General features: G+C 38.2%; 10 protein-coding genes. 5 read left to right on the plus strand and 5 right to left on the minus strand.

Going from position 1 to position 13,639, the window contains the following annotated elements:
* Positions 1-12: 12 nt before the first annotated feature.
* From ACRCA4_RS08925 to ACRCA4_RS08935, 3 genes are all read right to left on the minus strand, one after another.
* Positions 13-3,630, minus strand: a complete 3,618-nt coding sequence (locus tag ACRCA4_RS08925; RefSeq protein WP_433187149.1) for an EAL domain-containing protein — start codon at positions 3,628-3,630, stop codon at positions 13-15.
* A 61-nt stretch (positions 3,631-3,691) separates the two neighbouring features.
* On the minus strand, positions 3,692-5,251 hold the full coding sequence (locus ACRCA4_RS08930) for a methyl-accepting chemotaxis protein (RefSeq protein ID WP_433187152.1): 1,560 nt from the start codon (positions 5,249-5,251) through the stop codon (positions 3,692-3,694).
* Between the two features lie 185 nt (positions 5,252-5,436).
* Positions 5,437-6,663 (minus strand): DUF2254 domain-containing protein, encoded by a 1,227-nt coding sequence (locus ACRCA4_RS08935; RefSeq protein WP_433187155.1) that lies wholly within the window; start codon positions 6,661-6,663, stop codon positions 5,437-5,439.
* A 241-nt stretch (positions 6,664-6,904) separates the two neighbouring features.
* On the opposite strand from ACRCA4_RS08935, the gene ACRCA4_RS08940 reads away from it, so the two are divergent.
* Together ACRCA4_RS08940 and ACRCA4_RS08945 are read left to right on the plus strand one after the other, a co-directional pair.
* Entirely contained in the window at positions 6,905-8,749 is a 1,845-nt protein-coding gene (locus tag ACRCA4_RS08940; protein WP_433187157.1) for a M1 family metallopeptidase, read from the plus strand.
* Positions 8,750-9,075: 326 nt separating this feature from the next.
* Positions 9,076-9,522 (plus strand): ferritin-like domain-containing protein, encoded by a 447-nt coding sequence (locus tag ACRCA4_RS08945; RefSeq protein ID WP_433187159.1) that lies wholly within the window; start codon positions 9,076-9,078, stop codon positions 9,520-9,522.
* A 77-nt stretch (positions 9,523-9,599) separates the two neighbouring features.
* Here ACRCA4_RS08945 and ACRCA4_RS08950 read toward each other — a convergent pair whose 3' ends face one another.
* Positions 9,600-10,652, minus strand: a complete 1,053-nt coding sequence (locus tag ACRCA4_RS08950) for an aldo/keto reductase (RefSeq protein WP_433187162.1) — start codon at positions 10,650-10,652, stop codon at positions 9,600-9,602.
* Positions 10,653-10,818: 166 nt separating this feature from the next.
* Here ACRCA4_RS08950 and ACRCA4_RS08955 point away from each other — a divergent pair, with 166 nt between their 5' ends.
* The 3 genes from ACRCA4_RS08955 (at position 10,819) to ACRCA4_RS08965 (ending at position 12,710) form a co-directional block, all read left to right on the plus strand.
* A complete protein-coding gene (locus tag ACRCA4_RS08955) occupies positions 10,819-11,229 on the plus strand; it encodes a hypothetical protein (RefSeq protein ID WP_433187165.1) in 411 nt (136 codons plus the stop codon).
* A 362-nt stretch (positions 11,230-11,591) separates the two neighbouring features.
* Complete coding sequence (gene rnk / locus ACRCA4_RS08960) at positions 11,592-11,996, plus strand: nucleoside diphosphate kinase regulator (RefSeq protein WP_433187168.1); 405 nt, start codon at positions 11,592-11,594, stop codon at positions 11,994-11,996.
* A 96-nt stretch (positions 11,997-12,092) separates the two neighbouring features.
* Positions 12,093-12,710, plus strand: a complete 618-nt coding sequence (locus tag ACRCA4_RS08965) for a YigZ family protein (protein WP_433187171.1) — start codon at positions 12,093-12,095, stop codon at positions 12,708-12,710.
* Positions 12,711-12,717: 7 nt separating this feature from the next.
* Here the strand turns inward: ACRCA4_RS08965 and ACRCA4_RS08970 are convergent, their stop codons facing one another.
* A complete protein-coding gene (locus tag ACRCA4_RS08970; protein WP_433187174.1) occupies positions 12,718-13,611 on the minus strand; it encodes a LysR substrate-binding domain-containing protein in 894 nt (297 codons plus the stop codon).
* Positions 13,612-13,639: the final 28 nt, after the last annotated feature.

Here is a 13,639-nt window from a genome sequence, read left to right on the forward strand (position 1 = left end):
CTGTGTCGAATATTAATTATTCATTTTTACTAACCAATTTTGTTGGAACTCCTCAGCGAGTAAAGGCTTGGCATAAAAGTAGCCTTGGGCATAGTCACAGCCTAATCGCGTTAATTCATCTGCTATAAGTTTATCTTCCACGCCTTCGGCTAAAGTTTTCATACCAAATATTTTAGCGGTAGCTATAACGGTTTTAACAATAGCATGATTAGTCTTATCAGTTAGTAAGCTTCTTACAAAAGACATATCTATTTTTAAAGTATCAGCATTAATATTTTTTAAATAACTAAGAGATGAATGACCCGTGCCAAAATCATCAATGGCTAAATTAAAACCAGCTTGTTTCAGCTGATGTAATACTTTAATTGCCTGGGTAGGATCACGCATTAACCCTGTCTCGGTTAACTCGATTTCAAAATCCTGCGCTGACAAGCCTAACTGTTCAACTTTTTCATCTAGCCACATAGCAACATTAGGCATTTCTAAGTTTTTTGCTGACACATTTATTGCTAGTTTAACCTGTTTATCTGGTCCCGATAGATGACCTAATTTTTGCCAGTCAGCTAATTGTTTACCTGCTGTATTAATAACCCAAGCTGTAATTGGGTTAATTAAACCTCTATCTTCGGCTAGTGGTATAAAAACATCTGGCGCTACCCAACCTAATTCATTATCAAACCAGCGAATAAGAACTTCAGCACCACTTAATTGACCTGTTTTCAAATTAACTTGTGGTTGATAACGCAAACTAAAATTAGGTTGTCCTGAAACTATACCATGCTCTAAACGCTGAAATATTAATGCACGACGCTGAACTCTATCGCCGATAACTATATTATAAAAACTATGACTCAACTGTTGCTCTTTAGCATGACCACGGGCGATGTTAGCCCCTCGTATTAATGAGTCATAATCAGTAGCATCATCAGGATATAAAGCACCACCGGCACGAACAGAAACAGTCAATTGATTGCCCATAATATCTAGGGGCTTTTTAATAACATTCTGAATACGTTCAGTAAGCTTAGCTGCGGATCCTGAATTAGTAAGCACCGCAGCTAAAGCAAATTTATCAGCATGGATCCTAGCTAAGGCATCAAACTCACGATCAACTGCGTTAACATTAACTTCAGCATGATGACGAAAGTCTTCATCCATAAACTTCAGTGCTAAATCAGCATGACGAATTTGCTGAGCAAAACGCTTTGCAACAGCTTTAATTGTAATGTCACCACCTTTATAGCCCATAGTTTCGTTTATTTCGGCTAGCTTGATAATATCGAAATAAATGACTGCGATAGTATAGTTACACTGCTTAGCCGCTTTTAATAAGTACTCCAAACGCGCTGTAAATAAATTGCTATTTGCTAATCCTGTCAATTCATCAAAATAGGCTAACTGTTTTATTTTTCTTTCTTTTTCTTTTATTTCAGTTAAATCTCGCCAAACAACCTGCAAGCAAGCATGCTTTTTATAAATAACCGGGGTTAAGGTAATTTCAGTTGGAGTTTCAGTACTTTTTACTGTGGAATATAACCAAGTATACTTTTGATAGCCTTGCTGCCAAGCTATATCAATCTTTTCTGAACGTTGTGCCGCTGCAGTATTTATCAGGCTATTTGCTATTCCAAGCTCACTTAATTTTTTATTAATTAAATCACTCTGCTTAGTAAAACCAAATAACGATAAAGCTGCTGCATTGCAGTCGATTATTCTCTGCGATTTATTAATTATTGCTATAGGATCATCTGAACGCTGAAGCAGGTTATTAACATCTCGCTCTTGCGCATTATGCAATCGTTCAACTTGCTGCTGTACTGATATATCTCGAATTAAATTAATAATAATATCAGCACCAAAGGCTGTGCTTACTAACTGCATTGTTACTTCAACAGGTAACTTTTTATCTGAGGCTGTTAGATGCCAGGTACTGTAATTTAGCGTTTCAATCTCTTTGTTTACTAAAGGAGCAACTAAAGCTTTAAATGATGCATCATTTGAATTAGCATTAATATTAAAAGGCTTTAAGGATAATAACTCTTGCTCAGTCATTCCTAATTGCTTTTGTGCGCCTGAGTTTGCATAGATAATATTAAAGCTATCGACATCGACAAAATAAACAGCATCATTCATATTGTCTAACACGGTTTTATAATGTTGTAATAACTGATTTTGCTGATTAACCTTAGTGGTATCAAGCTCAACTAAGACAAAACCAAGATGTTGCCCATTATTTGCATAGGTTGGGTTACAGCTTACTCTGGCCCAATAAGGGGTTTTATCTTTTTTATATTTAATAATGTCTATATCAATAGGTTTAAGTGCCTTCACTGCAGACATCAATTGTTTAATTTTCTCTTGGTTAGATTTTGGCCCTGTTTGTAATAAAAGCGGTTTCTTGCCTATAACCTCTGCTGCTTTATACCCTGTAAGCTGATAATAACTAGGGTTACACCATTGAATAACAAAGTCAGGATCTGTTATTACTACGCCATTAATTGTTTGTTTAGCCACTACGGCTAAACGCGCATTATCCGTTAGGGTTTTCCCCAGCTCTCTTTTTGTTTTACGTGCAATAGCTAACGTTTCAAGCGCATCTGTTATCGGTTTTAAGCCCAATGCAATGCTGTCATTATATCCTTCAGGCCTATTTACCAGCACTAAAACCGCACTCACTTGCTGGTTTATACGGATGGGTAAACCTAAAAAGGATTTTGTATCTAGATAATTTTTATATAATTCGCCTGACCGAGGGTCATTTTCAAGATCATTAGATATAACTATATCTTGAGTTAACAGTACTTCGCCAAGTAAATTATCTAGCTGGTGAAATTCTAATCCTAAATCTTTATGAGACTTTTGTTGCTCAAGAGACAAGTTGCTATCACTTATAGCTTTAATTTTTAAATAGGGTTGATTTTGTTCACTGGTTTTAACAAGGGCTAATAAACCTGCTTTACTTTCTGTAAGTAACAGCATTTCATTAAGCAGAATAAATAACTCAGAATCATCTGAAGAATCAGTAATATAAGCGGTTTGAATACGGTTAATTGCGTCTTGCAAACGAAGCTGATAATTAAATTGCTCTGATACTTTTTGTTTACCTGCAATTAGGCTTTGATGGCTAGCATACATGTAGGCATCAAAGGCTAATGTTATATCTAGCAACGCAACTTTATATAACGCAGTTAGGGTCGCGGGAATAATCTGAGGCTGTTGCTGTAATATTTCAGATATGGCTTGGCTAGCTAAAGTTAAATATGCACCATAAGCGCCAATATACCACTGGGTATTTAAGCCAACTTGTTCGTGTGCAATACCAACTTTAAGCCGATTTTCGGCATAAGTTACATCATAGATACCTGCCGTTAGCCGCCGAAAATACATTGCCTGTTTTCGTTTTAAACTTTCTAAAGAACCAGATTTTATTAAAATAGACTTTAATTCATTAAATTTAAATAAATGCTGATAAAAAGCATCTATTAGCTTAGTTTCGTATTGTTGTAATGGAAGATGGACTTGCTTTAATAAGTCCACCTCCTGTTGGCTTAGATCAATTAATGCTTTACGATCCACAAATTGCTTATTCGAAAACTGTAAGTACTTAACAATCTCTTGTAAGTTTTGCATTAATTAATCCTGTAGCTTATGACTTAACTATTTATATAGCAGCTTAAACAACTTAATAAACTTAATGCTTTTTAAATCTAACCACTAATTCATACAATTCATCTGCAATATTTTGTAAGTGCGAGATAGAAGTAATCGCATCATTTGCACTGTCGGTACTCACATCAGCGAGTGTTGAAATGCTAACCACTTGCTTATTAATATCTTCGGCAACATGCGTTTGCTCTTCTACTGCCGTCGCCATTTGTGCAGACATATTGGCAATATTTCCTACTGCATCAGCAATGCCATTTAACATTTCTGCACTTTCTAACACTCGAGCTAAGCCTTCTTCTGCATCTTCACTACCCGTATTAGCAACCGTCACTGCTGTTGATGCTCTTTGGGTTAAAGAGTTAACAATAGCGTAGATATCTTTAGTTGACTCTTGGGTACGCTGGGCTAAATTACGCACCTCATCAGCCACTACGGCAAAGCCTCGACCTTGCTCACCGGCTCGGGCGGCTTCTATTGCTGCATTTAATGCCAGTAAATTAGTTTGCTCTGCAATTTGTTCAATTATTTGTGCTGCTGCAGCAATATTTTTGGTTTGCTCCGACACTTCTGTGACAGATTTACCAATATTAAGTACTGTATCTCGTAATTTTTCGATTGAAGCTTTGGTAATATCAGACACTCTATTGCCATCTTTTGTTAATTGATAAGCAGTACCGGCTTGCGTCGCTGTATTATTAACATGCATAGCAACTTCAGAGATAGTTGTTGTCATTTGATTCATGGCTGTTGCTACTTGGATAGTTTCAGCCTGTTGTTGATCTAGCTTTTCACTTGCAGTTTTAGTCAGGCCTAAGCTTTTAATTGACTCTGCAGCGACTTGTGCTGATGAATTTTCAATTCTGTTCAAAATGGTATCTAAATGTGCATTTTGGCTAAGTAATGACACCTTTAGTTTACCCATTACACCTGCATCATCAGTATAGCTAAGCACGGCTAGTTGGTCTGAAAAGGCATGTTCTAATAAGTTATCTAAAACCCCTAAATCATTATTACGTCTTAGGCTAATCCAAATGGAATAGACTAAGCTAGACACTAAAGCTAACCAAAAAGCCGCACTAGATTGTTCGGTTAAGAAATACAGGCCTAAGGCAAGTAAAGAGGTAACAATTAGCATAATGGTAGGTAACGACACTGGTGCAGCCGTTTTTAGCGGTTTACCTTGCTTAATTTCAGAGTATAGTTTTTCAGCTCTAGTAATATCTTCCTGTTTTGCAGCAGAGCGAACAGACTCATAGCCAACAATTTTGCCATTGTTAGTCACGGGAGTCACATAAGCATTTACCCAATAATAATCGCCATTTTTACAGCGATTTTTAATTATGCCCATCCACGGTTTTCCCGTTTTAAGCTGTGTCCATAACTGTTTAAAGGCCAGTTCAGGCATATCGGGATGACGTACAATATTATGCGGCTGCCCTAGTAATTCTTGTCGAGAAAAACCACTCACGTCAACAAAGACATCATTACAATCAATAATATTGCCCTGAGTATCAGTAACAGAGATCAAACGCAGCTCTGAATTAAAAGTACGTTGATTGTTAGTAACTGGATGATTTGTACGCATAAAAAAGTCTCTGAATGATTTAAAGTCATTATACTAGGGCCAAATAAATAACCGCAATATAAATAAGGTTAATTTATCTAATTTGTTGTTTTAATTAATTTAAAAACAAAGTATCAACATTAATTAACTTTACAGACTCATTAAAGTTGCTGCTATTTAACTATAAAGTTAGCCACCAAACTAAATTAATCAATCTTAGCCGGTTGCTGCTGAAGCTGATGATGTAATTGCTCTAATATCTTATTATCAAAATCATTGGCTAGGCCACTTTTAGCCCGAGCCAAAGCAAGCTTTGAATGCCTAAGTGCTTGTCGTTGGAACTCACCTCCAATATAGGCTAATGCAATAAAGGTCTTTTGCAACCTTATTTGTATCTCTACTAAACTAGCGCCATCACGGGCAATTGGCGTAAAAAAATCATCAAATAAATCGGCTAATTGAATAGGTAATACAGATACTAAGGGATACTCTACTTCATCTTTACTAGGAACATTTTCTTGCGCAGTAACTTGCCAATTAGACAACACGCGCATGCCACGCCCTATAATTTCAATAGCCGTGCCAGGATCATTTACCGCCGGTGATAAAGCCCGGGATGCAATTTCAGCTAACACCAGTAAACCAAAGCGAGGGTCTTGATCAAAAGAACGTTGATCATTAATAGTAAACGCATTACACAAGCCTAGTGTGTCGGCTTTGGGTAGTGCACTCATCCAAAGTAAAGGCCTACCCGGATGAACAAAGGCGCCGGGTAAACTGGTAATAAAAACTTCAATATTATTAGCGGCACAAAAATTATTGATTTTCTTTATATCTACATGTTGAATATAACCAATAGTCTCTGTCATTAACGGTTTAGCATCTGGGCTAATATCATCCATAGAAGCTAATTTATTACCGCCTAGCCATGGATATTTAACTTGTCTTTGCACTGCGGCAAAAGCCGCATCTTCAACTCTATCGGATGTTTCACCTACCCTACCTAATGATGATAAGTGGTTTATCCAAATTAGAATGGTGGCAACAATTAATACCACTACACCCACAGTGACAATAAATAAGATTACCCGGCCCTGATCGCCATATGCACCTGTACTTAATGCAATAATACTGACAATACTATACAAAAAGGTTCCTACAAAAGTTGCTAATGCATTTTGGGTCGTACTGTCTTCCATTAATAGCCTAGTAGCGCGAGGCGACACACTGTTAGTAGCAGCGCTAAAAGCGGCAATCATAACGCTAAGCGAAAAAGTGGTTACAGTTAACATACTTGAAGCAAGTATGGTTAATATTTTATCTACCGCATCAGCACCTATAAGACCAGCTAACTCAGGGGGGATCATATCTTTAAATAGTATTGCAGCTAATGCAGTTACGTTGGCGAGTACGGCAAAAAGTACTGTTCGCATCCAAAGCTTCCTGCTTAACTGCAATAACTTCCAGCCCCACTTTGTTACCATATTGTCGTCCTGTTATTATTGTTTTATGCTGAGTGCTTATCCACTTAGTATAAAATATTAATTTATTAAAAAACCTTATAGCACAGCTTAACATAACTTATGCCGTTGTCAGTTTATCGGTTATTAACTTGTCGCTGGCAACTTAATGGCAGTACACTGCAGGTACTGAATTAATAAAGGGTCACTTTTTATGTCTATTCGTCATCACCTTTTTGCACTATCTGCTTTAGTTTGTGCCTCTGCTGCACAGGCGTCTGTTAGTGATAACCTAACATATGCTAACTATGATCAAGTGAAAGTAGACCACCTCTACCTTGATTTAACCGTTAATTTCGAACAAAAATCTTTGTCTGGCTTTGCTGATTTATCGCTTAACTGGCTAAATGATCAAAGCCAAGATATTTATTTAGATACTCGTGATTTAATTATCGATCGGGTTTATGCCAAAAGAGCAGATGGCAAATGGCTAAAAGTACCTTACAATTTAGCCGCTCGCGATGATGTTATGGGGTCTAAGTTAAGTATTACTCCTAGTTTTAAAGCCGATACAGTACGAATTTACTATAGCTCTACTGATAAAGCTTCAGGTTTACAATGGTTAACGCCAGAGCAAACCGCAGGTAAAACGCAACCCTTTATGTTTAGCCAAAACCAAGCTATTCATGCTCGTAGCTGGATCCCAATCCAAGATACGCCAGCCGTACGTATGACATACCAAGCTCGCATTCATACGGATGATAATGTACTGGCAGTTATGAGTGCTAATAATGATCCTGATACCCTACGCGATGGTGACTATAGCTTTGATATGCCCCAAGCCATCCCGCCTTACTTAATTGCTATTGCCGCTGGCGATTTGCACTTTAAAGCCATGAGCGACCAAACCGGTATTTATGCCGAGCCCTATATTTTAGACGCCGCAGCCAAAGAGTTCGTTAGCACCCAGCAAATGATAGATGTTGGTGAGCATTTATATGGTGATTATCAATGGGGTAGATACGACTTATTAATGCTACCGCCTAGCTTTCCATTTGGTGGCATGGAAAACCCTCGATTATCATTTATCACACCAACAGTTGTTGCCGGTGATTCCAGCTTAGTTAACCTCATTGCTCACGAACTAGCCCACTCTTGGTCAGGTAATTTAGTCACAAATGCGACTTGGCGCGATTTATGGCTAAATGAAGGTTTTACTTCTTATGTTGAAAACCGCATTATGGAGCAAGTATTTGGAACCGAACGTGCGGTAATGGAGCAAGTGCTATCGGTTCAAGATTTAAAAGCAGAATTAAAAGACTTACCAGTAGACGACAGCATATTATTTGTTGATTTAAAAGGCCGCGATCCTGATGCAGCCTTTAGCGGTGTGCCTTATAGCAAAGGCCAATTGTTTTTAATGTTTTTAGAACAAAAATTTGGTCGAGCCGTGTTTGATCCTTTTGTAAAGGCTTACTTTACCGAACACGCCTTCCAAAGCATGGATACAAAACGCTTTGTAGCTTATTTAAAACAAAACCTACTCGCTAAGCACCCTGGTGTGGTAAGCGAGCAAGAAATAAACGAGTGGATTTATAGCCCAGGTTTACCCAAATCGACACCTAATCCAACATCAGACGTCTTTAACAAAGTTCAAACCCAAATAGACGCTTGGTTCTCGGGGTCTATCACTGCTGATCAGTTATCGACTGAAGCTTGGACTGTACATGAATGGCTTTATTTTATTAATAACCTACCTTTAAGCATTAATTTGCAGCAAATGGCGTCTTTAGATAGCGCTTATGATTTAACTCATTCCACTAATGCCGAAATTGCTCATGCCTGGTACCTGTTGGCACTTAAAGCTGACTATAAAGAAATTACAGCACCACTAGAGCAATATTTAATTAATATTGGCCGTCGTAAGTTAATTATTCCACTTTATACACAGCTGGCAACCACGCCACAAGGCTTAGCCTTTGCTAAAGAAGTTTATAGTAAAGCTCGCCCTGGTTATCACCCGCTTGCCCAAAGCACTGTGGATGAAATTTTAAAATAATATACCCTTGTTTTATGTGGCTCTTAACAGGTGCGTTTGTGTTAAGAGCCCATATTAAACCTATTTTAAGCAACATTTAAAGCAACGTAAATTTTACAATTAGTCAGAAAGTATTCCATATTCCATTCTATTTTTCTTCTACAAACTAGATTATTCAAATTACATCTTTTCAATATAAACTATTTAAATTCATCAAGTTAAATTAAAATCAAAGAACAAAGTCACTCTGGCCTAATTACTGCTTTATCTAACTTGACACCAGATAAGTCGTTATCACTTAAGCAGTCATAACGGCAGTTTGTTAATTACTGACGGAGATAAAATTTATGAGTAACTTATCAACTACTGAAGTAAAACACGTATCTGATATTGTTCAAGTATTAAATAGCGGTATTGAATTTTATCGTGATGCAAAAGAGCAAGTCGATAACCCGCAATTAGCAAGTTTTTTTGATCGCATGATAAATGCACGCAGGACAGTAAAACAAAACTTACAACCTTTTGCGGTTGCAGAAGAAGGTGAAGTAGAGCAAGGCTCAGCTTTTACTGTCGAAGTTCGCAATATTTATACTAAGATTATAGGCGTCATGTCTAGCGATAAAGAGCATACTTATATCAGCCAACTTGAAGAAGTTGAAGATAAAACATTGGATGAAATTCGTACCGCATTAAACAAAAAACAATCAGCAGATTGTGAAGCGGCTTTATTAAGCTCACTTGCCACTATGCAAGAGTGTCACGATGAAATGAAAAAGTTGAAGCGCCTTAGTTAATAGCGTTTTTACTCTATAAATATAGCCAGTGTAACTGGCTATATTTATTAAACGGAGAGTTTATATAAAAATATTTACTAAAATGGCAACGGATGCTGTTGTAAGAAGTTTGCAATATCTGATTGCATCGCTGGGGTAATTTCTAGCTTAAATGCAGCAATATTCTGCTCTAATTGGCTCATAGACGTGGCGCCAATAATGGTTGATGTGACCCCTTCTACCTGATTTACCCAAGCTAAAGCTAATTGACTAGGTGCAACATTATGGCTTTTTGCTAACTCAATAAATGCAGCTATAGCTAGGTTAGATCGTGTTGTATCACGAAATAATCCATTACGTTGCAACATACTCCAACGCGTACCTTGTGGCCTAGCGCCATTAAGGTATTTTCCGGTTAAAGCCCCTCCAGCTAAAGGTGACCAAGGCAAATAAGCAACCTCTTGATGCTGGCATTGCTCTAATAAATACGGCCAATCTTTAGTATGTAATAAACTAAACTCATTTTGCACCGACACCATAGCAGGCAAAGCATATTGCTGGCTTAATTGTAAATACTGGCTTAAGCCCCAAGGTGTTTCATTAGATAAGCCACAGAAACGTATTTTCCCTGCTGCAACACAGCCTTGCAGTGCCTGTAATAAACCTAACATTTCTTCTTGTTGTTGCTGGCAATCAACTTGTTTAAAGCTTATATGACCAGGAAGATGCTTAGCAAAGTGCGGGGACACTCGGTTTGGCCAATGTAATTGATATAAATCAACATAATCTGTTTGCAGGCGCATTAATGACTGATCAACGGCTTGGATTAACCCTTCAGGTGTCATCGGGCTACCATCACGAATATAAGCTAAACCGCTACCGGCCATTTTGCTCGCCAAGATAATTTGTTGTCGTTTTGTTGAATTACGCGCTAACCAATTACCAATTATTTTCTCTGTAGCGCCATAAGTATCAGCCGAAGGTGGAACAGCATACATTTCAGCAGTATCAATAAAGTTAACGCCCTGTGCTAACGCATAATCTAATTGTTGATCAGCATCTTGCTGCGTATTTTGGTTGCCCCAAGTCATAGTGCCTAAACAAACGCGAGAAACCGAAACGCCACTGCAGCCTAATAATGAATATTGCATTGTTATACCAAGATTTACTTTAATATTGGCACCTTAACCAAATTGTCTTTTTCAGGCAATGCGAAAGTAAGCCCATAAATTATGCTAATTTAACACTGTTCCTGCAGCCTGAGGGTCGCTATTATGCTAATCTTAAAACGAATTTTATAACTTACCGAGCTTCAACATGACTTATAAAACCACTTTATCATTATTGATGGCAGCCACGCTGCTAGTTGCTTGTTCAGACATACCTAGCGAGCGCCATATCGAACAGGCCTTACAAAAACAATACAACGATTTATACCCTAGCCTAATTGATATACAAGATGTCAAAAAACTTAACGGTTGGTCTGACAACGACAATCATTACGCGGCCGAAGTGTCTTATACCCTAGAGTTTAATAAGTCGTATCAGCAGTACTTAGAAGAAAAGACGGATCAACCCGGTAATCCGTTAGAAAAAATAACTTCAGGTATTAGCGTTGGTTTACTAAAATTACAATACGGTGACTTTAAGAAGAAAGATCAATACCAAATAAAAGACGAAACCCTAACATTTAGAATGACTGAAAATGGCTGGGTCTTAGTTGATTAAATAGCATTAACAAAGCCGTATTTCTAATACTAGGTTAAAAATTCATTTCGACTACCCTTTGCTACTAGTCGAACCATATTGCACTTTAGTAGCCAATACATTATGGTAGCTTCATGCATACTTTAATTACATATAGCGCTATAAGTATTAAACCTTATAGCCCCAGTAATGTTGATCCTGCCTGCCATTTTTTGGCCGGTTTCGTCATGGGCGAAGCCGGCTGACGGCCGTTTATTCAATTTACGGCTAAATTAAATAATAAATAACTTTTCCGATGAATAATTCATCACACTAATTTATCTGCACTCTGTCGTTATAATACTTATATGTTAAGTCACGTTAGCGTGCTATAGGAGCTTACTATGTCAATACCAGAATTAACCATCTCAACAACAGATTTTGATCGCTTAGAAACATTACTCGATAGCCTACCAGAGGATACTGTAGGCGTAGATACTCTAAGTAAAGAGTTAGATCGTGCCAATATTGTTGAACCACAAGAGCTCGCTGCTAATATTGTTAGCATGAACTCGACTGTTCGCTTCTCTTGGGGTAATGGCAAAAGCAGCAGCTTAACCTTAGTTTATCCAAAAGATATTGATAAGTCGGGCACCACGATTTCAGTATTAGCCCCAGTTGGTAGTGCCTTACTTGGTTTAAAAACGGGTGATACTATTAACTGGCCTTTACCTAATGGTGATATGTCTACTATCACTATTGATGAAGTGATATATCAGCCAGAGCGCGAAGGAATTTATCATCGTTAAAATAATGCCGGGAATTTACCCGGCATTATTTTTATAACAAGAATCACTTGCTTATAATTAGTATTACTCATCCTGTCACCATAGGACTATTACACAGTGTCAGATGCCATCTTTTTGCAACCTCTCGTCCCAGCAGAAGCCAACTTAGACATTAAAAAAAGCCGCTTTATCGCTAGCGCTCTACCTGTGACTACAGAATTAGCTGCTAGGCAATTTATACAGCATCATAAAAGCTTAACACCGTCGGCGAATCATCACTGTAGCGCTTTTATTATCGGCGCACCGCGGTTAACGCAACAGGCGGGTTATAACGATGATGGTGAACCCGCTGGTACAGCAGGTAAACCTATGTATCAGGTACTAGAGGGGCAAAATATTGGCAATATTTGTGTTGTCGTTACCCGCTTTTTTGGTGGAGTAAAATTAGGCACCGGTGGCCTAGCGCGGGCTTATGCCGATAGCACTAAAGCTGTTTTGCAGCTCCTTAAATTACAACAAGTATCGCCTAGCTGTACCCTTAAACTCACTTTTTCCTATGCACATAGTGCAGCAATAGACGCCCTATTACATAGCAGCAACATTAGCCTAATAGACAGCAATTACGCTGAGCTAGTTAGTTTAACAATCCGCTTAGCGGTTAACGATGTAGAGGGTTTAATTGCCAATGTAAAACAACGCACCAGTGGTGAAATTAGCATTGAACAGCAGCCATAAGCCTAACTTAGTCAAATCGAGACTGCTGCTTAAGCCAGTGACCTAAATTGATTAGATCATTATGATTGGCATCACTTTGCCGATAAGTAAAATAGAAGTCATCTCCAGTTACCAGCTCATGCATAGGAATAGCAACTAAACCATGACCAGACTCCTTTGCACCTAGCATAAATTGGTCAATTAAGGTGATGCCTAAATTATAACGCGCAGCTTCAACAGCAAGCAGCACATGGCTAAACTGATTAATTTTAACCTGCTTGGGTAATTCAAAACCGCCATGCTGACACCATAAACGCCAATCATCACCTACTTGTTGATGGTTAGCATATTGCACCGATAACAACGGAAATTGCCATAAGGCGTCAGGTAAGCTGTGTTGTTGCATTTGCTGCCACAGTTGCGGGCTACAGGCTGGAAATAACTTTTCAGTAAATAGAAACTGCTTTATAGCGCCCTGTTGTGGAGGGTTAATAGTAATAAAGCAATCTATGTCATGATCATAAAAATCAGGATCTTCAGTCACCATATGTAAGCTTAAATTAATATTAGGATATTGCTGGCGAAAGTCTGCCAATTTAGGGATCAACCATTTAACCGCTAAAGAGCTATATAACGCTAAGCGGATACTGCCCGATTTACCATGCTGCACCTGCTGGCTAGCTTGTGATATTTTATCTAAAGCGCCAGTTATTTCGGCAAAGTAGCGCTCTCCCACCGCAGTTAAATACAGATTACGTCCTTGGCGAATAAATAAGTCTGCAGTTAAATATTGCTCTAATAATTTTACCTGATGACTAACCGCACTTTGGCTCACATATAACTGCTTAGCTGCAGCAGAAAAACTGTTTAACCGGGCAACCGCTTCAAAATACTGTAGCGCGCGTAAAGGCGGCAATTTCATTATTAGTTTATCTCATGCAAAAACAATT

The organism is Rheinheimera sp. WS51 (assembly GCF_050936095.1).
Lineage (GTDB): Bacteria > Pseudomonadota > Gammaproteobacteria > Enterobacterales > Alteromonadaceae > Alishewanella.